The sequence below is a fragment of the Photobacterium minamisatsumaniensis genome (assembly GCF_050336695.1).
GTDB lineage: Bacteria > Pseudomonadota > Gammaproteobacteria > Enterobacterales > Vibrionaceae > Photobacterium > Photobacterium minamisatsumaniensis.
The window spans coordinates 52,920-78,266 of record NZ_JAKJSI010000028.1; the positions used below are offsets into that span (position 1 = coordinate 52,920).

Consider the following 25,347-nt stretch of genomic DNA (forward strand, 5'->3'; position numbering starts at 1 on the left):
ATTAATTCCGTTCTTGTGGAGTAATGGTATCGACAACTTGTAGAACAAGGTGGCCATTTCGTTCGACGACATGCGCTTGATACAGGGCTTGAGTTCCTGCATGTACATCGACAACTTCTTGAATGTCGGTGGAAATAATGTCACCAGCTTTCAGCTTCATGACTTGATCTAGGGCGAGTGTTTGACGGCTAAGTACGGCGTTTAAACGGATCGGTACTTGTTTCAGTTGCATTTCTCTTCGTAAATTCAACTGCGAAGGTGTTGGTGCCTTAATTACATCTTTAGCGGTAAGTTGAAGTAATAGCTCATCATCCAGCTGTAGGTGTATTTCACCGTAGGCATCTTCAATTTGGACGGAAAAAATAGCGCTGAGTACCCCATTTTTAAATCCACCGTGCTCGGGTGAAACCTGCCATTCATGGCTAAGTTGGTTAAGCAATGTCGCGGCAATACGCGCTTGAACACGCTTTTCACTGGCGTTCATTGGTTGGGCATTTAAATCACTGTTAGCACTATCAATAGGACGATAAGCATTACTTTGAGTATTATCATCTAGCATATGAGCAATAGTTGCACTGAGTGACGCATCTTCTTCACTGTCTGATAAATCAGGTGCTTTCTCTACATCCTTTTTTATATGGGAGAAACAAGGTGTTCCGCCATAAAAAGCTTCAGCAATAAGGTGTGTTAATGGCTGTGAGATATTCACAAGACATTGGCCACTAAATTGTGCGTGATTAAAGCAAATAGGTTCTCTATTTTGATTGTCGTGGTATGTAACTTCTAGTCCATAGCTTATTAAAGTCACACTACAGTCAGTCCGGCGGGTCATATTGTTTATTGCTTTCTCAAGCACTTTCTCAGACTGATAGAAATAGGGTGATAGTGACTGCTGCGCAGCATTTAATGGTCTTCCTAATGAACGAATGTCGATAGGGAATACATTTGTTGAACCATGTATATTCCTCGGTTTGATTTTATTTTTTTTATTGCTCGGTTTCATTATTTATCCCGAAGATATAAACGTTAAATTGACAGTCAAATAAGGAGTGTTTATTTGCTTGTATTTTTGATCGTGCTTATTTCTAACAGTATTAAATAAATAATTCAAATGCTTAAAATATTGTGTCAATAAAGGGTAAATTAAATTTATTAAATGATAATTTGGATATTTAGTGAATCAAGATCACAAAAGCATTCATAATATGAATGTATGTAAAAAATCGCTTGTCTCGAAAGTGTGCGTTACTGCATGCTTTTTCAGCAATTTTGTTTGGTTTTATGGTGATTTGTGTTGCTCGTTGTGATGTTTTGTTTGTTATTTGTTGCTTTTCTATATTTGTAACCAAATATGAATCTGTGATCTTTAGCCAACCAAAATAAAAGGAGTAAATTACTGTCTAGTAAATTAATCAAATGCTGCCTAATATCCACGCGTAATGTCTTGTTTTATTGATATATATAAATATAGAGGTGTTTTGTTGCATATTTAATATGCACGTAAATTAATATACACCCACGCAAGCATTCTTATTCTTATCTCTATTGAGATGGGAATTATTAAACTTAATCAGTTAGGCAAATAGTTTTATATGAGAGCAAATAAATCAAAAAAAATGCTTTCTTTGTTAATTTTTTTATCAACAAGTGTGAATGCTAAGTCAATACAAGCACCGTTAGATAAAATTGATTGGCAATTCTCAGGAGATCGCTTTTCTTGTAAATTAACAAAGAGCTTAAAGTTTGATGGCAGTGTTACATTTTTAGCACAATCTGTTGAACCTTATTCAGTTCTGTTTTCTAGCAGTCAGCGGCCTTATTTTATTGATGAGGCTAAGCTTGATATTAATACTTCACCATGGAATGAAAAATCAGCAAGTAAATATTTGCTATCTGGTTCAGCTCGTGGGAGTGATAGGCTGACTTTTACAGGGACAGCAGAACTTCATTACTTACTTAATAAAATGGAAAAAGGCGCATGGAGCCAGATATCGGTTAGCTATAACCAACACCAAGAAAAAAAGGTGTGGGATATACCTGCTGTCAGTTTTTCTACTTCTTACCAACAATTTAAGTCTTGTGTGGCGGCGTTACTACCTATTGATTACGCACATGCAAAAGACAATACATTTTTCTTTTCAAGTAGTGAAAGCAGCCTCAATGGTGATCAGCAATTATTGCTGACTCAGATCGCTGAATATATTCGTTACGATCACACTATCAAGAGTGTACTGATAGATGGTCATACCGATGTGACAGGTATATCACTGGATAATCTTTGGCTTTCTCGTCAACGAGCACAATCTATTGCCGACGAACTGGTGGCTATGGGCGTAAGTAAAAACCAAATACAACTTCGTGCCCATGGGCAGCGTTATCCATTGGTCTCTGGCAGTACTACTCAGGCGAATCAACAGAATCGTCGAGTCCAGTTGCGGATAGTTAAGGAGGGAGTATGACCTCGGGTAATGTCATTTTTGCCCATAGCTGTCTTATACAAGCTGCTGGTGCAATCAAAATATTGAGTGCTGAGGGCTATCAGGTTCGTAACTCATCAAGTGCGTCTGATGCGTTGGCAAAGTTGCGAGAAACACCGAATAGCTTGTTGTTTGTTGCAGACTCTCTGACAGATATGAACATGCTGTCGACAATCAAAGCGGTCAAACAGCATATGCCTGCGGTAACCGTGGTTGCCATTGTTGATTATCAGCAAAGCCAACTTGCGAGTGATGCAATGCAAGCGGGGGCCGATGATTATTTGCTACAGCCTTACCAGCCTGAGCAAATCACAGCCTTGGTGAAACGTAATAAGGTTGTACAGTCTCCCCTGCGGGATGTTGTTGCAACCAGTCGTCGCAGCTTACAAGTGCTGCAAATGGCACACCGTACCGCCCAAACAGATGCAACGGTATTGATTACGGGGGAATCTGGCACGGGTAAAGAGGTTTTGGCGCGTTATGTTCACGAACACTCTCCCCGAAGTGAAGGCCCATTTATTGCCATTAACTGTGCCGCAATTCCTGAAGCGATGTTAGAAGCCGTGCTTTTTGGCCACGTTAAAGGGGCATTTACGGGGGCGACACAAAGCCAAGCCGGTAAATTTGAAGAGGCCAATGGCGGTACCTTATTGTTGGATGAAATTGGTGAAATTCCTCCTGCATTACAGGCAAAACTATTGCGGGTATTGCAAGAGCGTCAGGTTGAACGCCTTGGTAGTCATCGGTCAATCTCGTTAGATGTCAGGATTATTGCGGCAACAAATGTTGATTTACAGCAGGCTGTTTTGGAGCGTCGTTTCCGTCAAGATTTATATTATCGCTTAGATGTTTTGCCATTGCAGTGGCCACCATTGCGTGAGCGTAAAGAAGATATATTGCCTTTATCTGAGCACTTTATTCGTAAATATAATGCTGGGTGTACTGAGTCTTGTGGGTTATCTGAAGAGGCGCAATCAGTGCTATCTCGTTATAACTGGCCGGGCAATATCCGTGAATTAGAGAATACGATTCAGCGTGCTTTGGTAATGCGCCATGGCTATTGGATCACAGCTCAAGATTTGATGCTGAGCAATGTTGCTGAAGAAGCGAAAACATTCATTGCGGAAGATGCAAAATATGCATTAAAACAAAGCCGTAAAGATGCTGAACATCAATTTATTCTCGACACTCTCGCTCGTCATCATGGAAAACGAAACCATACTGCTGAAGCGTTGGGTATGTCGACGCGTGCGTTGCGTTACAAAATAGCCGCTATGCGAGAACAAGGGATCAATATTGATTCATACATTCATCAATCTGGCACCGCGGCTTAAGGAATAACGCCATGTCTAATCAGACATCAGTGATGCAACAGCAGATGTTGCAACGAATGACGGTAATGCGTGAACACGCTCAAACGGGTACACAAATTGCGGTTAATTCATCGCACCCAAACCAAGGTAGTTTTCATACAGCCATGACTCAGGCAGTTCGCCGTATTGATAATCAGCAACAACAGGCCGCTCGAATTACGGCGGATGTGGATGCCGGACGATCCGATGATTTGGTGGGCGCTATGGTCGCAAGCCAGAAAGCCAGTATTTCCTTCTCAGCACTGACTCAGGTACGGAATAAAGTCCTAGCTGCCTATGACGATGTGTTAAAGATGCCTCTGTAGTGAGAATAAAATGAGTACAACCATAGCCGAAAACCCAGCCACGGCATCATCAAGCAAGTGGCTTGAATTTAAAGAAAAAATCCAACAGTTGTTGGATGGTAAAAATAAGAATATCGCAATAATAACGGCGCTAGCAATGCTGGTGTCATTATTTATTGTGGTCATGATGTGGACGCAAACGAGCCCGTATCAGCCGTTGTACGGGACACAAGAACGTTACGATAACAGTGAAATCCTTACGGTTCTTGAGCAAGAAAAAATACAGTTTCAGGTCGACAACCAATCAGGCCAAATCATGGTGCCTGCAAACCGTTTAGCAGATGCGAGAATTGTGTTGGCCGCGAGAGGTGTAAAAGCCAAGCTGCCTGAAGGACTTGAGATCCTTGACCGTAGTTCAGGCTTGGGTACGAGTCAGTTTATTGAAAATGCACGATATCGTCAGGGACTTGAGGGTGAGTTAGCACGTACCATTTTGGCAATCAGGTCGGTCAATCATGCACGCGTTCATTTGGCTATACCAAACCGGACGCTGTTTGTTGGGATCAATGAAGAGAAGCCTTCTGCTGCTGTCATGCTTGAACTTGAACCGGGTATGCAGCTAGACCAATCGCAAGTTGAAGCCATTGTGAACTTAGTCAGTGGCAGCATCACGGGGATGGCGGTCGATGCGATTTCAGTTGTCGACCAGTATGGCAATTTGCTCAGTGCTGATCTGGCGATGGGCAGCCAATCCAAGATGAACGTACGCTACCATGAGCAGCAGCAACGTGTTGAAAGAGATATGGTTCGCCGTGCCGCGGACATGCTTACGCCGTTAGTGGGGATGGGCAATTTCCGGGTGCAGGTTGCAGCAACCCTTAATTTTGACCAAATCGAAGAAACACATGAGTCGGTTGATAGCGATCCGGTGTTACGTACCGAATTTACGAAGCAAGACAATTCACAAGGTCAATTGGCGCTAGGTATTCCGGGCGCATTAAGTAACCAGCCTGCAGGTGATGAGAATGCACCGAATAATGAGTCGCGCAATGAACGGGCTGAATTGAGTCGACAGTACGATGTTGGTCGCAAAGTACGCCACACCCTTCATGCACAGGGTGGGATTGAATTGTTATCGGTATCCGTGTTGCTTAATGACGATTTAATTGAGCAGGGTTGGCAACAAGAACAGTTGGAGCAGGTAGCTCAAATGGTTAAAGATTCAGTGGGATATGTCGCAGAGCGTGGCGATCAATTTAGTCTTCATGCGTTTAATTTTGCGCGTGCAGTTGAAACAACCGCGGTAGAAACACCATGGTGGCATGATCAGCAATTATTGAATTTGATTAAATATGGTGCTTATACCTTGCTAGGTTTAGCGTTCATTATTTTTGTATTACGCCCGTTAGTGAAAGCACTTCAGCGACCAAATGCGGCGGCTCCGGCATTGGCGACGGCCACGGCTGGCGTTTCACCCAATATGTCGATGGCAAACGAGCAGGCAGCGATTGAGCCCGTGAAGCCGGCGGCGGCAATGACGAGTTTTGATAATGAGCAGGACTTAGCTGACGCTTTACTGGATTCAATTGCCCAAGGGCAACCGGTGACATCTGAGGCGAGCATTTCTACAGAAACAACGAATACGGCAGCGTTTGATTTATCAACGTTACCACCACCAGGCTCAGAGCTTGAAGTGCAGGTTCAGCACTTACAAAATTTGACTGCAGTCGAGCCAGAGCGTGTTGCCGAAGTAATTAAGAAATGGGTGAATAGCAATGAGTCTTAATAATTTTAGTCACTTGGCCGACGGTGAGGTGTTACTTGATCCTCTAGAGCAGACGGCAATATTACTGCTGAGTATGGGGGAAGAATCGGCTTCTCAAGTCATGCGGCATATGTCGCGAGATGAATTGCTTAAAGTGAGCCATGCGATGGCCAAGCAACCGGCTATTCGCAGTATCGAAGCTCGCTTTGTCTTGCAGGGGTTCTTCGATGAATTTCGCGCGCAATCGGGTATTAGTGGCGCTTCTCGCCCATTCTTGCAGCGAACATTGGACAAAGCTCTAGGCGGCCGCCTTGCTCGTAACCTGCTAGATACAATCTACGGTGATGAAATCCGCACCACCATGCAGCGATTACAGTGGATTGAACCAAAGCAGCTCGCGCATTTTTTGATTAATGAACACGTGCAAATGCAAGCGGTATTTATTGCATTTCTACCACCTGAAATTGCCTCTCAAGTATTGGCTGAATTATCGCCCGACTTACAAAAAGACGTATTACGTCGTATTGCCGTATTGACTGAAGTGAGCCGTGATGTGGCATTAGAGCTTCAAGAATTGGTTGAGCGCTGTATTGAATTCTTAGCCGAAAATTCAGGGGCTGTTGTTGAAGGTGAAAAGCAAGTGGCTGACATCATCAATCGTTTCTCTGGTGATCAACTGAGTTTGATGACGGCACTTGAAGAGCATGATACAGGGCTGGCAGAACGTCTTAAAAATAAGATGTACGAATTCTCGATCCTTACTCGTCAATCGGAAGCTGTGCGTCTTCGTATTTTGGAAGAAGTACCGACAGATCTCTTGGCTATGGCACTGAAAGGTGCTGATCCGATGATGCGTAAATCATTACTGTCTATTTTGCCTCGTCGAATGCAGCAATCTCTGGAAAGTGATATCGCCCAATTAGGTAAAGTGTCATTGCGACAGGTGCAGGAAGCGCGGTTAGAAATTATGGATTACGTGCGTGAATTGAATGATACCAAAGTGATTAGTTTACAGCTTTATCAAGAAACGACGGTGGAGTAGACATGTTTAGACGTAATAAAATCATGCGCTTGCAGTCGCATCAGTTTCGTAGTCACCGCTTCCCGCCATTAGTTGGCTCTACCATGATGTCTGAATCTTCAGCAGCATCACGCTCGGTAGAAGCGAATGATCTTAATGATGAATTTGGGATGGATAGCTTTGGTTTTGATGATCATAACCTTGATGAACATGGTCTTGATGATCTCGGTATGGATGAGTTTGATCTGGGCTTTGATGATACTGCTGTCGCGGAACAAGGTTCGAGCAAGCTAGAAAAAGAACCTCAACACGCAGTGAGCAGTGAAGAGTTTCAGGTTCAATTTAATCAAGGCTTTCAGCAAGGGATGTCTCGAGGCCATGATGAAGGGGTACAGCAGGGGATTTTGCAAGGCCAACAACAAGGATTTGAGCAAGGTATTAAAGAAGGCCATGAACAAGGCTTGATGCAAGGCTTTCAAGAAGGTAAAGAACATTTTGTCAAAGCCGCATCCCCGTTTGATCACATGCATAAAAAAATGGCCATGCTATTTGCTGAACATGAACGCCGTCAGCGAGAGCAAGTCTGTGAGCTGGTGCAGAAGGTCGCTCAACAAGTTATCCGTGGTGAGCTTGCTTTGCAGCCACAACAAATTTTAACGTTGATAGATGAAACACTAGAAAGCCTGCCGGGAGAGCCGGATGGGCTTAAAGTACGAATGGCTAGAGAAGAGTTTGCCCATATCGAGAAAGTGGCTAGCGATAAAATTAAAGAGTGGAACATTGTTTGCGACGACACCTTACGTCAAGGCGAATGTCAGGTTGTGACAAAAACCGCTGAAGCCGATGCTGGGTGTGAACAACGACTTGATACATGCATGACGGCAGTTAAAAGCCATTTGTTAGATGAGCAAATAGTAATTGAAACTGACGACCAAGCTGAGCCAGAAGTATCAAGTGATGAGGTTGTTAGGCAGGCGTCATGAGTAAGATTATTGACTATCGCTTAGAGCAGGCATTGGCTTCTTTAGAAGCCGTGCCTGTTGCCAAAGTCACAGGCCGTTTGGTGAAAGTGACGGGGCTAATGCTGGAAGCTGTTGGCTGTCGATTACTGACAGGGCAGCGGTGTTTAGTGGAAACCGGGAATGGCACCAAAGTTGAGGCACAGACGGTTGGTTTTAACCGTGATGTTGCTTACCTAATGCCCGTTAACAATGTCTCTGGTTTATTTTCTGGGGCCAAAGTATGGCCGCTTGAAGGTGAAAGTCGAATTCGAATTGGTCCACAATGGCTAGGGCGGGTGCTTAATGGTTTGGGTGAGCCCCTTGACCGTTTAGGCCCGGTTCTTGGCCAAGATGATATTTGTCTTCATGGTGAAAATATTAACCCGATGCTACGACGACCTATTGCAGGTGCGCTTGATGTCGGTATACGAGCTATCAATAGCTTATTGACGCTTGGTAAAGGGCAGCGTATTGGCCTATTTGCGGGTAGCGGTGTCGGTAAAAGTGTCTTACTAGGGATGATCACCCGCCAAACCAGTGCGGATGTTGTCGTGGTCGGGTTGATTGGCGAGCGGGGCCGTGAAGTGAAGGAGTTTATTGAGCACTCCTTAGGTGCTGAAGGCTTAGCAAGAGCGGTTGTTATTGCCGCGCCAGCAGATGAGTCACCGCTAATGCGTTTACGCGCCTCTCAACTTTGTCACCGCGTTGCTGAATATTATCGCGATCAAGGTAAAGACGTATTGTTATTGATGGACTCTTTAACACGTTTTGCGATGGCGCAGCGGGAAATCGCTTTAGCCCTTGGTGAACCACCAGCAACCAAAGGCTACCCACCGTCAGTCTTTAGTATGATGCCTCAATTGGTCGAGCGAGCCGGTAACAGTGCGTCAGAGCAAGGTAGCATGAGCGCTATCTATACAGTACTGACGGAAGGTGATGATCAACAAGACCCTATCGCCGATAGCGCCAGAGCCATTCTTGATGGCCACGTTGTGCTAGATCGTCAACTAGCAGAGGCAGGGCATTACCCTGCGATTGATATCTCTCAATCCATCTCTCGCACCATGCCGCAAGTTGTCAGTAAAGATCAGTTAAAACAGGCAATGTCGTTCAAGCGGTTATATAGCCGCTATCAAGATGTTCGCGAACTTATTCCGTTGGGGGGATATCAGCCTGGTAATGATCCTGAGATGGATCTTGCCGTACAGGCGAACCCGAAATTAGTGGCTTTTCTCCAGCAAGAAATGTATGAACAAGCCGACTGGGATACGGTGAAAGGGCAAATGTCACAACTCATGAAGGAGCTGAACATTGACTAAGCGACCACATGCTCTTGATAGGTTTTGCCGAATAAAGCAAAACGAATTAGACGATCTTGGGCAACGTTATCAGCAAAAACAACAAGACTGTGTCGATCATCAGCGGCGGCTTGAGCAGTTAGATGAGCTTTATGATACTTGCCAAGTTGTGGCGGGAGAAACGGGGTTGGCATGGACAAACCGTTTTACGTTGAGGGATCACCTTAAACATTTATCGACACTCCAATCTCAAACATTGGCTTTGTCTCAAGCTGAGCAAGCTGCATTGCAACGGCATGTAACGCAACAGCATGTGAAAGTGAAAAGCTTAGAAAGTGTCATCGATAAACGTTATCAACAAGAGGCGCAAGCGATGGCGAAAAGTGAGCAAAAGTTGATGGATGAAATGGCAACTCAACGTTTCATTCGCGCTTCGATGTTAATGAACTAACAAAAAGCCACAGGCGGCATACCTGTGGCTTTTTTATTGATTGAATGTGGTGACCGATGAATCGAATAACAGGGGAATACTTAATAGCCCACGGGTTGATAAGTTGAGTCATTATCTTGATGAAGTACCTGAGTGAGGATTTGCTGTTGCATCATAAGCAAGCGACTATTACGTTCATTCTGCATCATGCACTCATTAACCAATTGCTTGAGTAATGTCCACTTGGCCTGCGTGTTTTGGCTGTGTTGCTTTGGCAATGCCTTAATAAGGCGATTAACACTATCAGCACTTCCATCCATACCAAGTTGCTCTAACAAGTTAGAGCGTTGATCCGCACGTTGTTGTAGTAGCTGCAAGGTATTTTGATGCTTGTCTGTAATCTTAGTGAGCTTATCACTGTTGCGCTGGATCATATTATGATGTTGCAGCTTTAAAAGTTGGTGTAGCTTTTTATAATCGTCGAGATCACTATTTAGATCATGAATGAATGTTTTAATGATTGAAGTGGCTTTCTGGCTCATGGCTATCTCGTCTAGTGCTATTTGCTGATATTAATCGCGGCTATGCGTGCCGCGGATGCTGGCAGCAAGGCCATCAAGATCAATCTCATAGTTACCGCTAGCAAGTAACGAACGAATTTCGTTCACTTTTGCCATATCCACATCAGGCATACGTTGAAGTTCTTGTTGTAAGCTTTCCAAATTTTGTGCCTGTGCACTGACTACAGATGTGCTGTTGCTCTGTTTTGTTTGTGCTGGTGAACTTGATGGGGTATCGGTTGTATCCGTCGCCGTCACTGTTTTAGTGTCCCCAGCTTTATTTAGATTTTGCTTAATGGGCGTTGCCAACTGTAAACCTGCTTTGGTCGATTCAATCATAACGAGATTCCTTACTTCTTATCTGATATTAAATCTAAACGACCAAGTTACGGTATTGATTAAGTGAATTTAAAAAAGTGTCATGACTTGGCCGGACTCTGCCACGATTGCGCGAATAACTTTTCCAGAACTGCTGTTCCTTACACGGATTTGTTGCTTATGGTAGCCGCCTTCAAGTGCGATGCCAGACATGCTGGCGCTAAACTCTTCTCTGTTTGCCTGAATGATCACCTTATCACCACGAGAAATAAGATAAGCAGGGCTCAACTGAGATAACGGTATTAGCTGGTTATCCCGTATTTGTCGTAATACACGTAACCCTAAATGATGGGATGGGGACGCGATGAATTCTCGATTGAGTGATGCGATATCGATGGATTTCATCGTGATATCTTGCTGCGTTAGGATGTGATCTCTTGTTAGGGTTTGGCTGGCAAAGGCAACAGGAAGAACAACACTGACATCGGCTTGCACCGTAACTTTCCATGTCTGTGGCTGCTCACAACTCACCGAGAAACGCAGCCTTCCTGCCGGGTAACGTCGCCTGTCTAAGCGTTCAATCGTCAGTGGGCTCGTACAGTGATTTAATCGGTGGCTACCACTTGGCAGGCGAATGGAAATCGTGGTGTTTTCTGCCGCAGGCCAGTGCTGTTGCTGTGCAGTAGCTGATATCTGATGCTCAATATTAGCTTTCACTTGCTGAGTGATCTGACGCTGAGTTGCTGTCTGCTCATCCTCGCTAGACGTACTATTCGCAAATGCTGGCGTCGTCATTGTCAGTACAGTACACAATACTATGAGACGGCGAGTTATATCGGTTAATTGGGAATATTGGACCATGCTTCTTTTGCTCAGCTCTACCATGATTGTTCTACGTAATTCTTCTCTGTAATGGTGTGCGGAATCGCTTCCGCCTTTCACTTCCGCTTTACTTCCCTTAGCAGGAAGCAACACTTCCGCTTTCCGTTCCTCTTTATCCTTGTGTGCTTTTATTGTACTGAAATCAATAATTTAAAAGTTGGCACGTTATTTGATTGTAACTCAGCAATAATCGATTTATCGCAATCAAGGACACCATATGGGAATCAGCTTTGACAAGGCTTTAGGCATTCACCCGCACACTTTAAACCTTCGTGCAGAGCGTGCCAAGGTGCTTGCGGGAAATCTCGCGAATGTGGATACACCGGGCTTTAAATCGAGAGATTTTGATTTTAAAGCGGCAATAGCAGCCGTTGAGGGACAAATACAAACCCAGCACGGACGTGTAAGTGGCCAGTCAGACGGATCACAGTTGATGTACCGCAACCCTTATAACAGTTCAATGGATGGCAATACGGTTGAACTTGGGGTTGAGCAGGCACAGTACGCACAAAATGCGATGGATTTTGAATCAAGTCTGACATTTTTGAATATGAAATTTCAAGGGCTGTCGACAGCCATTCAAGGACAGTAATTAAGTTATGTCGTTTAGTGAAATTTACCAAATTGCCGGTTCGGCAATGACCGCTCAAACACTGCGTTTAAATACCATTGCCAGTAACTTGGCGAACGCGGATGCAGGCGCAACCACTGAAGCTGGGACTTACCGCAGCCGTAAACCGGTGTTTTCCACTGTGTATGAAAATAGCCAAATGCAGGCAAGTAATTATGCCGGCGCTCGGGTTCAAATAATGGACGTTGTGCCTGTTGAAGGCGAATTGGATCGCCGTTATGAACCGGGTAATCCAATCGCAGATGCTGATGGTTATGTGTTTTACCCCAATGTTGATGTGGTGTCGGAAATGGCAGACATGATGTCAGCCTCTCGCAGTTTTGAAACTAGTGTCGATGTGCTTGGGCGTGCTCGCAGCATGCAACAAGGCTTGTTGAAGTTAGGTCAGTAAGGAAAGCAATATGAGTACGCCGTTTGCAACCAGTAACAATGGTGGTGTTACGACTACATCTGGATCAGACCCAATAGCCACCAATGGTCAGCAAGACAATACGTTCCTGACATTGATGATTGCGCAAATCCAAAACCAGACACCGTTAGATCCACTTGATACCACGCAGTTCATGACCCAGCTAGCGCAGATGACTCAGGTCGAAACCATGCAGAACATGAACGGAACCGTGACCAATCAAATGGTACTACTCGATAACATTCAGGTACTGACAACCGCTGGCATGGTTGGTCAAGACGTACGGGTGAGCACTGACACGTTAGAGCTGGAAGGCGAGCCTTTGGATGCCTTGGTTGATTTAGGCAGCGCGGTTGATGACTTGAAAGTGGAAATCCGTAATGACGCGGGTGAGCTGGTTGAAACCATTGAGCTAGGTGCGAATGGTGAAGGCGAGGTGGCATTTGTTATTGACCCTAAAGCGTTAGGCCTAAAAGACGGACAGTATGATTTAACGGTTGTGACCAGTGACAGCGATTATAAACCAGAACTAATGGTTGCTGGCACGATTGAAAAAATGCGCATACCACCGGGTGGTGGTTCACCAGAGTTTTTGATTGCGGGTGTTGGCTACGTCCCATTCTTTAACGTTACCGAATACGGTGACAAGCAGGATTCCGGCAACAATAAGCCAGAACCTACTCCACTATTTAAGTTGGCGGGCCGCCGATAGCGGCTTGCAATTCAACGTCAGAATAAGAGAAATAATAATGAGCTTTAACATTGCTATGAGTGGTTTAAATACCACCTCTCAGGAATTGAACACAATCAGTAACAACATTGCTAACGTATCGACGGTCGGTTTTAAATCCTCACGTGCTGAGTTCTCGGCACTGATGAACGGTGGTATGGGCGGTGGTGTTGAGTTAGCAAGCCTTTCACAAACCTTCAATGAGGGGGGCTTTAGCATGACAGGTCGAGGGACTGACCTGGCCATTGGTGGTAACGGCTTTTTCGTTCTTCAAGGTGATGATGGGGCTTACACCTATTCTCGTGCCGGTATGTTTAACCAAGATAAAGATAACTTTTTGGTTAACAACGGCGGTTTGCGTTTACAAGGTTATGGCACCGATGCTAATGGCAACCTGCTAACGGGTTCTATGGGTGATATTCAAGTCAAAACCGGATCTGTGGCAGCCAAAGCCAGTGATTCGATTGATTTCTCAGCCAATTTAGATGCAGGTGCCAGCATCATTGAAGATGAAAATGGCGATCGTATCCCATTCGACCCAGAAGATAGCGACAGCTTCAACTCATCATATACCACCAGTGTTTATGACTCATTGGGCAACGAGCACACCTTAACGCAGTATTTCGTTAAAACGGGTGAAAACGAGTGGGAAGTTCACTATGCGATGAATGGTGAAGTACTTGAAGATGAAAGCGGCCAAGCTCTGGAGTTTGATGAAAGCGGTAAATTGGTTGACCCAACAGGCAGTGTAAACATTTCATTTGCACCAGAAGGTGCTGCGGAGATGAATATTGCGCTATCGATGACAGGTTCAACCCAGTTTGGTAGTGAGTTTGCAGTATCAACCAACCGTAGCAACGGTCATACCTCGGGTGAATTAACAGGTATCACCATTGATGATGACGGCATGGTTTTCGCCAACTACAGCAATGGCGAGCAGATGCGTCAAGGCCAAGTTGTGTTAGCCGATTTCCCTAATAATGGCGGTTTAATGCAAGTGGGTAATACCGGCTGGGCCGCTACTCAGGCATCGGGCCAGCCCTTAATTGGTGTTCCGGGTTCAGGCACATTGGGTGGTTTGTATGCGGGTTACATTGAAGAATCGAACGTTGACTTAACTGGTGAACTGGTTGGGCTGATGACAGCGCAACGTAATTACCAAGCCAACGCACAATCACTTTCAACTCAGCAGCAGCTTACCCAAGTGCTGTTCAACATGTAAGGGCTGAGTTGTGGACCGATTAATTTATACCGCAGCAAGTGGGGCTGGGCGCGTATTTACCGCCCAGCAAGTTCGCGCTAACAACCTTGCCAATATCAACACCCATGGTTTCCGTGCTGATATGGAGCGCGCCGAAGCCTACGCCGTTCAGGGAAGTGGGTTTGATAGCCGAACTCTTACGCAAGCGCAATCAGCAGGTACACGCTTTGATCATGGTGAATTGCAAACAACAGGCCGAGAGCTTGATTTAGCCATTCGTGGCGACGGTTTCTTCACTGTTGAATTACCAGAAGGTGAGGAAGCCTATACCCGTTCTGGCGCGATTGAACGGGCAGAAAATGGCGATCTAATGATAGGTGGACTACCGGTACTTGCCGATGGTGGTGAACCCGTTAATGTTCCGTTATACAGCGCGATTGAATTTGGTGATAACGGGATCATTAACATTGTTCCTGAAGGTGAAGTACTGACGGTTGAAGTCGGTCGTTTAAAGCTGGTTAACCCGCCGGTACAGGACTTAAGCAAGCTGGAAAATGGTTTGTTTGTGACCAACGATCGACTGCCGATTAATGATGATGACAGCGTCATGATGGTCTCGGGGTTTCTTGAACAAAGTAATGTGGTTGCCGTTGAAGAAATGGTGGCGTCAATGCAGTTGAGCCGCAACTTCGAAATGCAATTAAAGATGATGCAGACCGCAGAAAAATTAGCAGAAGCAGGCAATCGCCTGATCAGAGCGTAAAGGATAGAACATGAACGCAGCACTATGGATCAGTAAAACTGGCCTTGCCGCCCAAGATACCAAAATGGCGACCATCTCTAACAACCTAGCCAACGTGAATACGGTTGGCTACAAGCGAGATCGTGTCGCGTTTGAAGATCTGTTTTATCAGATCCAACGTCAGCCTGGTGCAATGGCTGATGAAGTGAATGAACTACCGAGTGGCATCCAATTGGGTTCTGGTGTTCGCGTGGTCGGTACACAGAAGGTGTTTACCGAAGGCATGTACCAGACAACAAACCAGAGCCTTGATATTGCCATTGATGGCCAAGGTTTCTTTGAGCTAGAAACACCAGATGGCGAACAGGCATTTACACGTAATGGCCAGTTTCACCTTAACTCTGAAGGTTTGATTGTTACCGCTCAAGGTTTGCCGCTAGCCCAGCAAATTCAAGTGCCAGAAGATGCAGAGACAATTACCATCGGTAGTGATGGCATCGTGAGTGCAAAAATTGCTAACGACGATATGCCACAAGAAATTGGGCAGATCACACTGGCTAATTTCATTAATCCAGCCGGTTTAGAAGCGTTAGGTGGCAACATGTTCCGCCAAACGGCATCAAGTGGTGATGTGATTGATGGCATTGCGGGTGAAGGCGCGTTTGGTCAAATCAAGCAAGGGGTTCTGGAAGGCTCGAATGTTCAAGTCGTTGAAGAAATGGTGGATATGATCACCACTCAACGTGGCTACGAAATGAACGCGAAGGCACTGTCTTCATCTGATGAGATGTTGCAGTACATTTCTCAGGTTCTGTAACAACATGGCAGGGCTGACTATGACTAAAACCATTCGCCATTGGGGAGCATGCCTCGCAATACTATTGCTGGTAGGGTGTTCCTCTAGACCTTCTCATGTCGACGATCGTCCAACACCGGATGACATGGGTTATGCACCACCAATGCTCGATTATTCGTTGCCAGATGCTCGTAGTGGCTCGGTATACCGTGATGGCTATATGTGGACGCTATTTCAAGACCGCAGAGCTTATCGTGTTGGTGATATGTTGACGGTATCGCTAGACGAAGATACTCGATCAAGTAAACAAGCCAATACTAACTTTGGTAAGAATGCCAGTGGTGGTTTATCGGGTGGCTTTGCAACTGGCAGCAGCAGTGGTAGTGCCAGTGGTGATTTGTCGGGAAACCGAGACTTTCGTGGTAGCTCTGCCAGCTCTCAGCGTAACTCATTAAGCGGTTCCATTACGGTCATGGTTCACGGCGTTTTACCTAATGGGGTGTTACGCATTAAGGGTGAAAAGTGGATTCGGTTAAATCAAGGGGATGAGTTTATTCGCTTAAACGGTTTAGTACGTGTTGATGATATTGATAACGCTAATCAAATTTCATCGCAGCGTGTTGGTGATGCACGTATTACTTATTCACAAAGTGGGGTATTAGCTGACGCAAACGAAGCTGGCTGGCTAACCCAACTTTTCGTGAATCCACTGTTCCCAATCTAAAGAGGCATTATGTTTAAACAACTTATTATTTTGTTGACCGTCTTAATGGTGCCTTTCTTTTTTATTGAAGTCTCCCATGCTGACACCGTTAATGAACGCCATTTAATCGACTTGGTCGATATTCAAGGGTTACGTGAAAATCAGCTAGTGGGTTATGGCTTGGTCGTGGGCCTTGATGGGACGGGTGACCGTAATCAGGTGAAGTTTACCAGCCAATCCGTGACCAATATGCTACGTCAGTTTGGTTTGCAGCTGCCTGAAAAAATTGACCCTAAATTGCGAAATGTCGCGGCTGTGAGTGTCCATGCCTCTATTCCACCGCTAGCAGGCCCCGGCCAAACCATTGATGTGACAGTATCATCGATTGGTGATGCCAGAAGTTTACGTGGTGGTAGCTTGGTGATGACACCGCTTCGCGCCATTGATGGCCAGATTTATGCTGTTGCTCAAGGTAGCTTGGTAGTTGCAGGTATTAAAGCTGAAGGGCGTTCAGGGTCAAGTATTACCGTGAATGTACCGACTACCGGCCGTATTCCAGGTGGTGCGATTGTTGAAGAAGAAATCCCATCAGATTTTAGCTCTAAGCCGAAAGTCACCTTGAACCTACTACGACCTAACTTCACCACCGCAAGAAATATCTCTCGTGAAATTGACGAGGTGTTTGGGCCAGATACCGCGGCTGCGGTGAGCAATGCGCGGGTTGAGGTTTATGCCCCTCAAGATTTTGAACAACGCGTGGTATTCATGTCGATGTTGGAAGGCATGACGGTCGACATTGGTCGCCAACGTGCCAGAGTGGTATTTAACAGCCGCACAGGTACGGTCGTTATTGGTAATGGTGTACGAATAGGCCGTGCAGCTGTCAGCCATGGCAACTTAACCGTGACGATTTCTGAGTCATTTAATGTCAGCCAGCCAAATGCGTTTGGCCGAGGTGACACGGTTGTTACGCCAGACAGTGAAATTGATATCGATTATGAACGTAACCCAATGTTCATTTGGCCCGAAGGGGTTGAGTTAGAAACGATTGTTTCAGCAGTAAACAGCTTAGGCGCCTCTCCCGATGATTTAATAGCCATTCTTCAGGCTTTGCATTCTTCAGGTGCGCTGGATGCTGAATTAGTCGTGATTTAAGGACGATAAATGACAGTAACAGTTTTACCGGTTAATCCAATGGCGCTTCAGCCGATGGCAACCAGCCGCATTGCGACCAATACGACTGGTTCGACTATGGGTACAGTGACCACGTTTGATAGTCGCCAATTGACCGACTTGAAAAGCAGTGATGATCAGCAGCAAGCCATCCAAACCGTGGCTGAACAATTTGAATCACTGTTTTTACAAATGGTGCTGAAGCAAATGCGTAAAGCGAGTGAAGCACTGAACACCGATGATGAAAGCGCCTTGTTTGGTAGTCGCGAGCACAAGACCTACCAAGAGTTTTTTGATGGTCAGGTGGCAATCGAAATGTCAAAAAGCAGCCTTGGTTTGGCTGAAGTTATTGTGCGTCAGCTTGGCGGGGAAGAAACATCTGATGCAGGTCTAAGTCATGCAGATTCATTGAAACAGTTGGAAACGGCATTTAAGGAAAGTAGTGAGAATGTCGCTTCATTATCAAGTAAGGCAGAGCAAGGTCTGATAGCGGGCAGCGCATTTAGCCAGTCTTTGCTGCATTTTAACCGCAAGGGATCTAACGCATGAGTTTGATGAATATAGGCTTGTCAGGTATTCAGGCAAGTCAAATTGGAATGAGTGTTACCGCTCAGAATGTCGCGAACATTAATACCCCTGGCTATAGTCGCCAGCAAGTGCACCTTGCCGCTGTCGGTTCAACCAGTATGAGTATGAAAGATGCTGGCAACGGTGTATCGGTGAGTGCCATTCGTCGAGTAACCGATCAGTATCAAACCAATCAAATTTTCCGTGCGGGATCGATGCTCGGTGAAGCATCGACATCTGCTCAGCAACTCAAGCGTTTAGAGACACTGCTATCTGGCGACTCGATGGATTTAAGCCAAGGTTTTGATAGTTTCTTCTCGGCGTTGAATGGCTCAAGTATATCGCCTTATAGCTCGGCACATCGACAGCAAATTGTCAGCGAAGCTGAAGCGTTAAGTAATCGCTTCAATCAGCTAAGCAACTCGCTTGATGGGCAGTATAGTGATTTATCGCAGCAACGCAGCAGTGCGGCTGATAGTGCCAATAGCTTACTATCAAATATCGGTAAGCTGAATGAAGAGATCCGCAAGGGTTCGGTGTCGGGTTCAAATACTGCAGCACTGGAAGATGAGCGGGATGTGTTACTTGCCCAGCTATCAGAAATTGTTGATGTAAGGATCACTGATGCCGGTGACGGCACACTGAACGTGGCACTGCCAAATGGCCAGCCTTTGATTATGGGCTCGCAGGTTGCGCAGTTTAGCGTTGAGTCCGATCCGGATAATCCACGCAGTGATGTTTTATCGTTATCGTTTAACGGTCAAAACTTTCCATTGGATAACGATATCGGCGGTAAATTAGGCGCTCTGGCTGATTATGAACGCGATGTATTAGTGCCAACCCAAGAGGTCATTAATGATATTGCGTTGGAGTTTGCGCAAGCATTTAATGACCAATTGGCCGAAGGTTTTGATTTAAACGGTGAGCCGGGTAAGCCGCTGTTTGTGTTCGACCCTGAAAACCCTGCGTCGACACTGTCGATAAACCCTGATTTTAAACCGGAAGATTTAGCGTTATCGGCTGATGGTACACCGGGTGACACTGGTAACTTGTTGAAGCTTATCGATATTAAAGATCAAGAGTTTGAAATTGGCCATTTGGGTTCACAATCCTTAGGTGGTGCATTCAACTCAATGCTGGGTGATATTGCAGTTAAAAGCCGCCAGGCCCAGTCAGACCATGATGCGGCGAGTAATATTTACCTGCAGGCCACTATCGAAAAGTCATCAACCAGTGGTGTGAATTTGGATGAAGAAGCGGTGAGCTTAATGATGTACCAGCAAGCTTACCAAGCCAATATGCAAATTATTAACACCGCAAACCAAGTGTTTGCATCGGTTATGCAATTATTCTAAGGAGTGACATCATGCGTGTGAGTACCAACCAATACAGCCAAATGATGTCAGGCAGCTTAAGCCAGAACTCGCTAGGCATTAATAAAATCATGCAGCAAATGGCGACGGGCAAACGCGTGCTTATACCCTCTGATGATCCGATGGCATCAACAAGGGCGATGAGTCTAAAACGCGAGCAAGCCGCGCTTAGCCAATACATGGGTAATATCGAGCAAGCGGATGTTGCCTTAAAAAAACAAGAAACGTATTTAACCAGTGCGACCGATGTGTTGCACCAGATCCGCGATTTAATGCTGTGGGCGGGTAATGACACCAATGGACCTGAAGAACGAGCAGCATTAGCCGATGAACTTGATCATTTACAAGACACCCTAGTGAGCTTGGTTAATGCCAAAGATGAAAATGGCAAATACATTTTTGCCGGTAACGAGATTAATTCAGAACCTTTGGTGAAAAACGAAGACGGTGACTGGGTTTACCAAGGTGACACAGGTGTGCGTGAAGTCGTAGTGGGTGATGGCGTAACCATTAAGTTGAATGTGAATGCGCAAGACATGTTTTTTTCGGGTGATACCGATATTTTTAATCAACTTGATGAGCTAGTGGCCGAGCTTCGTGATCCTGATTTCACTGCGGGTGGTAGTGATATTATTGACCGTAGTGTTGATGTGCTGGATTCAACGTTACAATCGGTTTCAGGCACTGTGACCAGTTTAGGTAGTCGGCAAAATGCTTTAGCTACTATGCAAGATGGCCACAGTGAGATTGAGCTATTTAATAATGATTTGATTGGTCAATTGGAAGACTTGGATTACGCCGATGCAATGGTGCAATACAATAATTATTTGCTGGCACTACAAGCCACTCAGTCGACCTATATGAAAACAGCGAGTCTATCCCTGTTTAGTATTATGTAATGTTTACCTTGCCGTGGAAGCGGCAAGGTTTTTTGATAAATGGAAATACGATGGTTTCTCAGGTAAATGATCTTCGCTCAGCTGCAACTGGTGCCAGTCGCCAACAGCAGGTGATTGCAAGGCCAGCGAATAAAGTTGCAGCTGTTCCCGATAATAAGCAGCCTGATCCGCTACGCTTGTCACAAACCCTGACGCCAGAGCATACCAGGCAGCACAGTTTAATTCAGCGAGCCCAACATAAAGTGGCGGCATCGCGTGTGGCTGAATCAAGCTTAAATGATATCGGCAAGCACTTAGTACAATTAAATAAACGCGTCGATTTCGCCCTTAAAGCGGACAATACATCCCCAAAAATCACCGCCGAGATTGAACAACTAACCAGTCGTATGGAACAACGCTTGCAACAGGCGACTTATCAAGACCAGCCGGTATTAAACCGTCAGTTGAAGCCTGTTTATCACGGCGAACCCAGAACGGCTTTTCAAATTCGAGGCCTTGATACGAAACGGGTATCTAGCCGTGATGAAACGCTGATTTTTAACTTGGGTAAAGGTGGCGCGAACGCTGTACCCGTTAAATTGGCTGCAAACGCCACACCAGAGCAACAGGCGATGCAGTTTCGTCAGGCATTGAATGAGCATGGCATTGGTGTGTCACTTAATAAACAGCGCCAGCTGGCTTTTTCAGCCAATGAAGCTGATTGGCAGCACTTATCGCAAAAAATGCGTGTGGTTGGCCAAGGCGACCGCTTTCCTGCCGGGCAAGCAAACCGTGCCAAACTTGATACCATTGAAACACGGTTTGAACCGCTAAAATGGCAAACTGATAAAGACCAATTACGCCAAACTCAAGCTGAAGCGCAACGCATGATGAAACAAATCAAAGCCAGCATTCAAGAGCTTCGTCAACATAACCAAGATGTTATGCAGCGTATAGACACCATAAATCAACGTAATGGTTATTTGAACGAACAAGTATTATCCAGTGTTGAAGCCGACTTAGATCGAATGCTGCCAAGCAATGATAACTTTGCCACTGCGTTTCAAAACCTGAAGACTCAAGCCAATGTGCATCGCCATACTGTGGTGTCACTGCTGAGTCGTTAGCCGACTTTATATGTGCGTTTATGTACCAGTAGTCGCCAATAATAAGCCTGAAGCTAAGGAACAAGGATGTTGTCACCCATTTCGGCGGCGATTCATAAGCTATTGCGAATAGAACCACAGCAACTTAAAACGGAACAATTTAAGTTGCCTCAAAATCAAACTGGGTTAAATCAGCAGCCCAAAAACCAACAAAATATCGCCTCATCAATGACTTTGCCACAAGCTCAATGGCAAGTGGTGAGGTTACTCGCGTCAGCATCCAATAATACAGGGCTAAGCCAAGACTTAGTCTACCTTTCTCAGTTGCAACAATCTCAATCTTTTAAAGTTGCTGGTGGGCAGGGGGAACTTCAGCTTCGCTTTCAACTTGATGGTCAAGTGCATCAAGTGCGTTGGCAAATTAGCCAAGGGGAGGTCTTGTTATTGGCCTCAACGCTGCCATCCACATTTTCACTGAAGTTATTACCAACATTCGATCAGGGCTGGCGAATTGTTGCAGACGGTTTTCTGCACTCAGATCCGTTACAGCTATTATGGTCGCCGGTATCACTCCCAGATAAAACGCACGGCATGGGGCCTAAGGCAACATCAACATACCAATGGCTAAAAGCGCTCTTGGGGATAGGGTTAATTATGTGGGCTGTACTATATTGGTTGTTTTAAATAAATAAAAAATAGCATTAAATAAGAAAAGGCACTATTAGAGTGCCTTTTTTATTGGATTTAATTTAAATTATTTTAATTTTTATTTAATAAATATTTTTTCCTGTCGTAGGCGAAAAAAGGTCATTTTTTTATTTAAGAGCCATTTTAATTTGTCGTTTTATTGTTGTGTACATTCAAATACAGAATTTCCAATAGAGGGCAATAACATGCTATCGATGCACACGAACTACACGTCTTTATTAACACAAAACAACCTAAACAAAACGTCTGGTGCAATGGACCAAGCGATGCAACGCATCTCTACTGGTTTCCGCATCAACTCTGCAGCTGACGATGCTGCTGGTCTACAAATTGCGACAGGTCTTCAGTCTCAAGTTAATGGCCTATCTACAGCTGCACGTAATGCACAAGATGCGACATCTATGCTGCAAACAGCTGAAGGTGCATTTGATGAGATGACTAACATTTCTCACCGCATGAAAGATCTTGCTACTCAAGCAGCTAATGGCACTAACTCAGATAGTGAGCATGATGCAATGCAAGCTGAGTGGGATCAATTAGCAGAAGAGCTACAAAGCGTAATTGATAACACGCAGTTTGGTTCTGGTAACAACCTATTTGCTGAAGATACAGGTATCTTCGATGAGGCGATTACTTTCCAAATCGGTGCAACAACGAACGAAACTCTAGAAGTTGATATCTCTGGTGCTCTAGGTGATGTACGTGATGGAATTACGGCTATTGCTGGCTTCACGCTTGGTGATGATGCAGATGAGGGCGGCGAAGGTTTCTCTGCTGCTGCTGCAATGGATGGTGTTGACGCGCTACTAGCTGATGTTGGTTCTGTTCGTTCAGAGCTTGGTGCTAACATTAACCGTCTAGACCACACGATTACTAACCTTGGCAACATGCGTGAAAACACTGAGATGGCGAAAGGCCGTATCATGGATACTGATTACGCGGTTGAATCTTCAGAAATGATGAAGAACCAAATGCTAACGCAAATGAGCATGTCTATGCTGTCTCAAGCAAACGGCATGTCTGGTATGGTAATGAGCCTAGTAGGCTAATTAGCCCCAGCCTCTATACCTGATATAGAAAGCGCAATCAAACCACTCCAAGTGATTATGTTTAAACCGCAGCCTAGGCTGCGGTTTTTTTGTTTATTGAAACTAAACTTTTTCTATTTACCTTTTTTGTACCTTATTTATTTACTCTTTCCCGTTGAAAACTAACAGGTCAATATTCGTGGGTGATACTTTATTCTTATATTAAGTATTAAGGGCTTTATATTAAGAAAATCGTACTCAAGGTCGCTTAAATAAAGTATGAAAGTTATTTAAGAATAAGCGGAATAGCGAATAAATATTACTTCCGTTAGGCGGAAGTAATGCTTCCGCTCTAAATTCCTTAATAACAATAAACCACCGCTAATTTGCTGTAATAACCAGCAAATTAATAGTTTTATCGACAAATTTTAGCAAAATAAGGCTTATTTAAAAGTTGGAATACTTTTTGCTATCTATATCGTTGAATTGAGGAGAAATACCGTGTCGATGATGGATCCAGCTTCAATGGCAATGCAAATGGTGATGATTCAACGTCAGCCGTTTGATATTCAATATGCCAACCAGCAAAAAACCTATGAGGCACAGCTTGATGCCTGGAAAGACATTGATTCGGCCTTTAGCAGTTTTTCTTCTGCGTTAGAGCGTATGAATAAGGCTGATAGCAGCTTTGTGAAAAACAGTGCTACAGCCAGTGAAGAAGGCTTTATTAATGCGTCGGCCAATAACTTTGCGCGAGAAGGCAGTTATGACCTGTTTGTTAAGCAGTTAGCAAAAGCACAGCAAGAGGCTTTTACGCTAAAAGGTGACGATTTACCTACTGAGGGGTCAATCACCATCGACGTTGCAGGTAGTGATCCGATTGAAATTGATTTCGCTACTTTCAATGCGGATGGCGATAAAAGCCTTCATGACTTGGCTGACTATATTAATGAATTTGATGAAGGTGTATCGGCGTCAGTCGTACGCTCTGGTGATGATGTTAGCTTGGTATTGAGCAGCACTGAAACCGGTGAAGAACACGCGTTTAGTGTGTCCGTTCAAGGTGACTTTAGCGAGCACTTTGAACCGGCACAGGTATTAAATAAAGCACAGGATGCGATTGTCATGCTGGGCGGTGAAGACGGTCTCGAAATCCGTAATAGCACTAACACTATAGATAATGCGATTTATGGCGTGACGCTTGAGCTAACCAAAGCACATAGCACGGGTGATGAACCGTTAACGTTAGTAGTCGGTAGCGATGAATCGGCTTCGAAAGAAGCGGTAACCGAGTTTGTTGATGCTTATAACGATCTAGTTAATACGATTCTTAAACACACCATGTCGGACTACAAGCTCGATCAAGATGAAGACGAAGATGACAGTGGTGGTGACGATGATGACGACGATAAAGATGACAATAGCGTCAAAATCACCGAAGCAGGTGCACTAGCCAGCGACTCAACGGCCCGTGGACTGAAGAACATGTTGAACAACGTGACTCGCGGTCAGTTTGATGAAGGTACGTTGTACAGCATCGGTATTGAAGCCAATCGAGACGGCACGTTAAAGATCGACAACGATCGTTTTGAAAAAGCCCTCAGTGAAAACCCTGAAAAAATCGATGCTATTTTCCTTGGCGAAAACGGTGCGCTTACCGCATTAGAGAAGGCGATTGAACCTTATACCGGTTCATCGAACTCTGGTAGCAATTTATTGAAAGGCCGCCAAGATACCCTGCAAGGCAATATTGATCGAGTTGATGATAAAAAAGAGCTACTCGATACCCGTATGGAAAAAAATTATAACCGCTACTTGCGCCAATATACCGCAATGCAGCAAACCATGGTGCAAATGGAATCAACCGGTTCCATGTTCATGTTTTAAAGGAGC

Annotated in this window: 27 protein-coding genes; 23 read left to right on the forward strand and 4 right to left on the reverse strand. The window is 44.9% G+C overall.

The features are described from left to right. Position 1: 1 nt before the first annotated feature. Positions 2 to 1,003: a FliM/FliN family flagellar motor switch protein gene (locus L4D78_RS15695; RefSeq protein WP_428467796.1), complete on the reverse strand. Its 1,002-nt coding sequence runs from the start codon at positions 1,001 to 1,003 to the stop codon at positions 2 to 4. A gap of 589 nt (positions 1,004 to 1,592) precedes the next feature. On the opposite strand from L4D78_RS15695, the gene L4D78_RS15700 reads away from it, so the two are divergent. From L4D78_RS15700 to fliJ, 8 genes are read left to right on the forward strand one after another with little or no spacing between them, the layout of a single operon-like run. Then, the gene (locus L4D78_RS15700; RefSeq protein ID WP_428467797.1) at positions 1,593 to 2,459 is read left to right on the forward strand and encodes a MotY family protein; all 867 of its coding nucleotides are present in this window, start codon (positions 1,593 to 1,595) and stop codon (positions 2,457 to 2,459) included. After that, the gene (locus L4D78_RS15705; protein ID WP_428467798.1) at positions 2,456 to 3,811 is read left to right on the forward strand and encodes a sigma-54-dependent transcriptional regulator; all 1,356 of its coding nucleotides are present in this window, start codon (positions 2,456 to 2,458) and stop codon (positions 3,809 to 3,811) included. Before L4D78_RS15700 ends, L4D78_RS15705 begins: the two co-directional genes overlap by 4 nt. Positions 3,812 to 3,822: 11 nt before the next feature. Beyond that, positions 3,823 to 4,155: a flagellar hook-basal body complex protein FliE gene (fliE, locus tag L4D78_RS15710; protein WP_428467799.1), complete on the forward strand. Its 333-nt coding sequence runs from the start codon at positions 3,823 to 3,825 to the stop codon at positions 4,153 to 4,155. Between the two features lie 10 nt (positions 4,156 to 4,165). Next, positions 4,166 to 5,920, forward strand: coding sequence for a flagellar basal-body MS-ring/collar protein FliF (fliF, locus tag L4D78_RS15715; protein ID WP_428467800.1), 1,755 nt, complete (start codon positions 4,166 to 4,168; stop codon positions 5,918 to 5,920). Beyond that, positions 5,910 to 6,941 carry a FliG C-terminal domain-containing protein gene (locus L4D78_RS15720; protein ID WP_428467801.1) on the forward strand — a complete coding sequence of 344 codons (1,032 nt, stop codon included), beginning with the start codon at positions 5,910 to 5,912 and terminating at the stop codon, positions 6,939 to 6,941. The genes fliF and L4D78_RS15720 overlap by 11 nt, the downstream gene beginning before the upstream one ends. A gap of 2 nt (positions 6,942 to 6,943) precedes the next feature. Further along, positions 6,944 to 7,903: a flagellar assembly protein FliH gene (gene fliH, locus L4D78_RS15725; RefSeq protein WP_428467802.1), complete on the forward strand. Its 960-nt coding sequence runs from the start codon at positions 6,944 to 6,946 to the stop codon at positions 7,901 to 7,903. Further along, complete coding sequence (gene fliI, locus L4D78_RS15730) at positions 7,900 to 9,240, forward strand: flagellar protein export ATPase FliI (protein ID WP_428467803.1); 1,341 nt, start codon at positions 7,900 to 7,902, stop codon at positions 9,238 to 9,240. Before fliH ends, fliI begins: the two co-directional genes overlap by 4 nt. After that, positions 9,233 to 9,670 carry a flagellar export protein FliJ gene (gene fliJ / locus L4D78_RS15735; RefSeq protein ID WP_428467804.1) on the forward strand — a complete coding sequence of 146 codons (438 nt, stop codon included), beginning with the start codon at positions 9,233 to 9,235 and terminating at the stop codon, positions 9,668 to 9,670. The genes fliI and fliJ overlap by 8 nt, the downstream gene beginning before the upstream one ends. 80 nt (positions 9,671 to 9,750) lie before the next feature. Here the strand turns inward: fliJ and flgN are convergent, their stop codons facing one another. From flgN to flgA, 3 genes are all read right to left on the reverse strand, one after another. Continuing rightward, positions 9,751 to 10,191, reverse strand: coding sequence for a flagellar export chaperone FlgN (gene flgN / locus L4D78_RS15740; RefSeq protein ID WP_428467805.1), 441 nt, complete (start codon positions 10,189 to 10,191; stop codon positions 9,751 to 9,753). Between the two features lie 30 nt (positions 10,192 to 10,221). After that, positions 10,222 to 10,548 carry a flagellar biosynthesis anti-sigma factor FlgM gene (gene flgM / locus L4D78_RS15745; protein WP_428467806.1) on the reverse strand — a complete coding sequence of 109 codons (327 nt, stop codon included), beginning with the start codon at positions 10,546 to 10,548 and terminating at the stop codon, positions 10,222 to 10,224. 69 nt (positions 10,549 to 10,617) lie between these two features. Then, positions 10,618 to 11,502: a flagellar basal body P-ring formation chaperone FlgA gene (flgA, locus tag L4D78_RS15750; protein WP_428467807.1), complete on the reverse strand. Its 885-nt coding sequence runs from the start codon at positions 11,500 to 11,502 to the stop codon at positions 10,618 to 10,620. 124 nt (positions 11,503 to 11,626) lie between these two features. On the opposite strand from flgA, the gene flgB reads away from it, so the two are divergent. From flgB to fliD, 15 genes are all read left to right on the forward strand, one after another. Further along, positions 11,627 to 12,001, forward strand: coding sequence for a flagellar basal body rod protein FlgB (flgB, locus tag L4D78_RS15755; RefSeq protein WP_428467808.1), 375 nt, complete (start codon positions 11,627 to 11,629; stop codon positions 11,999 to 12,001). A gap of 7 nt (positions 12,002 to 12,008) precedes the next feature. Continuing rightward, complete coding sequence (gene flgC, locus L4D78_RS15760; RefSeq protein ID WP_428467809.1) at positions 12,009 to 12,431, forward strand: flagellar basal body rod protein FlgC; 423 nt, start codon at positions 12,009 to 12,011, stop codon at positions 12,429 to 12,431. Positions 12,432 to 12,441: 10 nt separating this feature from the next. Beyond that, the gene (locus L4D78_RS15765) at positions 12,442 to 13,161 is read left to right on the forward strand and encodes a flagellar hook capping FlgD N-terminal domain-containing protein (protein ID WP_428467810.1); all 720 of its coding nucleotides are present in this window, start codon (positions 12,442 to 12,444) and stop codon (positions 13,159 to 13,161) included. A 37-nt stretch (positions 13,162 to 13,198) separates the two neighbouring features. Beyond that, positions 13,199 to 14,401 (forward strand): flagellar hook protein FlgE, encoded by a 1,203-nt coding sequence (gene flgE, locus L4D78_RS15770; RefSeq protein WP_428459475.1) that lies wholly within the window; start codon positions 13,199 to 13,201, stop codon positions 14,399 to 14,401. A gap of 10 nt (positions 14,402 to 14,411) precedes the next feature. Next, positions 14,412 to 15,143, forward strand: coding sequence for a flagellar basal body rod protein FlgF (locus L4D78_RS15775; RefSeq protein WP_428467811.1), 732 nt, complete (start codon positions 14,412 to 14,414; stop codon positions 15,141 to 15,143). A gap of 10 nt (positions 15,144 to 15,153) precedes the next feature. Next, a complete protein-coding gene (gene flgG, locus L4D78_RS15780) occupies positions 15,154 to 15,939 on the forward strand; it encodes a flagellar basal-body rod protein FlgG (protein WP_428467812.1) in 786 nt (261 codons plus the stop codon). 19 nt (positions 15,940 to 15,958) lie between these two features. Next, positions 15,959 to 16,642, forward strand: coding sequence for a flagellar basal body L-ring protein FlgH (gene flgH / locus L4D78_RS15785; RefSeq protein WP_428467813.1), 684 nt, complete (start codon positions 15,959 to 15,961; stop codon positions 16,640 to 16,642). 45 nt (positions 16,643 to 16,687) lie between these two features. Then, on the forward strand, positions 16,688 to 17,776 hold the full coding sequence (locus L4D78_RS15790) for a flagellar basal body P-ring protein FlgI (protein ID WP_428467850.1): 1,089 nt from the start codon (positions 16,688 to 16,690) through the stop codon (positions 17,774 to 17,776). Positions 17,777 to 17,785: 9 nt separating this feature from the next. Beyond that, positions 17,786 to 18,343, forward strand: coding sequence for a rod-binding protein (locus tag L4D78_RS15795; protein ID WP_428467814.1), 558 nt, complete (start codon positions 17,786 to 17,788; stop codon positions 18,341 to 18,343). Beyond that, positions 18,340 to 19,716, forward strand: coding sequence for a flagellar hook-associated protein FlgK (flgK, locus tag L4D78_RS15800; protein WP_428467815.1), 1,377 nt, complete (start codon positions 18,340 to 18,342; stop codon positions 19,714 to 19,716). Before L4D78_RS15795 ends, flgK begins: the two co-directional genes overlap by 4 nt. 11 nt (positions 19,717 to 19,727) lie before the next feature. Further along, a complete protein-coding gene (gene flgL, locus L4D78_RS15805) occupies positions 19,728 to 20,633 on the forward strand; it encodes a flagellar hook-associated protein FlgL (RefSeq protein WP_428467816.1) in 906 nt (301 codons plus the stop codon). 50 nt (positions 20,634 to 20,683) lie between these two features. Further along, positions 20,684 to 21,739 carry a hypothetical protein gene (locus L4D78_RS15810; protein WP_428467817.1) on the forward strand — a complete coding sequence of 352 codons (1,056 nt, stop codon included), beginning with the start codon at positions 20,684 to 20,686 and terminating at the stop codon, positions 21,737 to 21,739. Positions 21,740 to 21,805: 66 nt separating this feature from the next. After that, positions 21,806 to 22,402 (forward strand): hypothetical protein, encoded by a 597-nt coding sequence (locus tag L4D78_RS15815; protein WP_428467818.1) that lies wholly within the window; start codon positions 21,806 to 21,808, stop codon positions 22,400 to 22,402. A 209-nt stretch (positions 22,403 to 22,611) separates the two neighbouring features. After that, positions 22,612 to 23,475 (forward strand): lateral flagellin LafA, encoded by an 864-nt coding sequence (gene lafA / locus L4D78_RS15820; protein ID WP_428467819.1) that lies wholly within the window; start codon positions 22,612 to 22,614, stop codon positions 23,473 to 23,475. A 486-nt stretch (positions 23,476 to 23,961) separates the two neighbouring features. Further along, positions 23,962 to 25,341: a flagellar filament capping protein FliD gene (gene fliD / locus L4D78_RS15825; protein ID WP_428467851.1), complete on the forward strand. Its 1,380-nt coding sequence runs from the start codon at positions 23,962 to 23,964 to the stop codon at positions 25,339 to 25,341. Positions 25,342 to 25,347 lie beyond the last annotated feature (6 nt).

What these genes read in the sequence shown, in the direction of transcription:
- L4D78_RS15810 (WP_428467817.1), top strand. Translation starts at nt 20,684, where the DNA reads ATGGTTTCTCAGGTAAATGATCTTCGCTCAGCTGCAACTGGTGCCAGT.
- lafA (WP_428467819.1), top strand. Translation starts at nt 22,612, where the DNA reads ATGCTATCGATGCACACGAACTACACGTCTTTATTAACACAAAACAAC.
- L4D78_RS15700 (WP_428467797.1), top strand. Translation starts at nt 1,593, where the DNA reads ATGAGAGCAAATAAATCAAAAAAAATGCTTTCTTTGTTAATTTTTTTA.
- L4D78_RS15815 (WP_428467818.1), top strand. Translation starts at nt 21,806, where the DNA reads ATGTTGTCACCCATTTCGGCGGCGATTCATAAGCTATTGCGAATAGAA.
- fliD (WP_428467851.1), top strand. Translation starts at nt 23,962, where the DNA reads ATGATGGATCCAGCTTCAATGGCAATGCAAATGGTGATGATTCAACGT.
- fliH (WP_428467802.1), top strand. Translation starts at nt 6,944, where the DNA reads ATGTTTAGACGTAATAAAATCATGCGCTTGCAGTCGCATCAGTTTCGT.
- flgN (WP_428467805.1), bottom strand. Translation starts at nt 10,191, where the DNA reads ATGAGCCAGAAAGCCACTTCAATCATTAAAACATTCATTCATGATCTA.
- flgC (WP_428467809.1), top strand. Translation starts at nt 12,009, where the DNA reads ATGTCGTTTAGTGAAATTTACCAAATTGCCGGTTCGGCAATGACCGCT.
- L4D78_RS15695 (WP_428467796.1), bottom strand. Translation starts at nt 1,003, where the DNA reads ATGAAACCGAGCAATAAAAAAAATAAAATCAAACCGAGGAATATACAT.
- flgG (WP_428467812.1), top strand. Translation starts at nt 15,154, where the DNA reads ATGAACGCAGCACTATGGATCAGTAAAACTGGCCTTGCCGCCCAAGAT.
- flgL (WP_428467816.1), top strand. Translation starts at nt 19,728, where the DNA reads ATGCGTGTGAGTACCAACCAATACAGCCAAATGATGTCAGGCAGCTTA.
- L4D78_RS15765 (WP_428467810.1), top strand. Translation starts at nt 12,442, where the DNA reads ATGAGTACGCCGTTTGCAACCAGTAACAATGGTGGTGTTACGACTACA.
- L4D78_RS15705 (WP_428467798.1), top strand. Translation starts at nt 2,456, where the DNA reads ATGACCTCGGGTAATGTCATTTTTGCCCATAGCTGTCTTATACAAGCT.
- L4D78_RS15795 (WP_428467814.1), top strand. Translation starts at nt 17,786, where the DNA reads ATGACAGTAACAGTTTTACCGGTTAATCCAATGGCGCTTCAGCCGATG.
- L4D78_RS15720 (WP_428467801.1), top strand. Translation starts at nt 5,910, where the DNA reads ATGAGTCTTAATAATTTTAGTCACTTGGCCGACGGTGAGGTGTTACTT.
- fliI (WP_428467803.1), top strand. Translation starts at nt 7,900, where the DNA reads ATGAGTAAGATTATTGACTATCGCTTAGAGCAGGCATTGGCTTCTTTA.
- flgE (WP_428459475.1), top strand. Translation starts at nt 13,199, where the DNA reads ATGAGCTTTAACATTGCTATGAGTGGTTTAAATACCACCTCTCAGGAA.
- flgH (WP_428467813.1), top strand. Translation starts at nt 15,959, where the DNA reads ATGACTAAAACCATTCGCCATTGGGGAGCATGCCTCGCAATACTATTG.
- L4D78_RS15790 (WP_428467850.1), top strand. Translation starts at nt 16,688, where the DNA reads ATGGTGCCTTTCTTTTTTATTGAAGTCTCCCATGCTGACACCGTTAAT.
- fliE (WP_428467799.1), top strand. Translation starts at nt 3,823, where the DNA reads ATGTCTAATCAGACATCAGTGATGCAACAGCAGATGTTGCAACGAATG.
- flgB (WP_428467808.1), top strand. Translation starts at nt 11,627, where the DNA reads ATGGGAATCAGCTTTGACAAGGCTTTAGGCATTCACCCGCACACTTTA.
- fliF (WP_428467800.1), top strand. Translation starts at nt 4,166, where the DNA reads ATGAGTACAACCATAGCCGAAAACCCAGCCACGGCATCATCAAGCAAG.
- flgK (WP_428467815.1), top strand. Translation starts at nt 18,340, where the DNA reads ATGAGTTTGATGAATATAGGCTTGTCAGGTATTCAGGCAAGTCAAATT.
- flgM (WP_428467806.1), bottom strand. Translation starts at nt 10,548, where the DNA reads ATGATTGAATCGACCAAAGCAGGTTTACAGTTGGCAACGCCCATTAAG.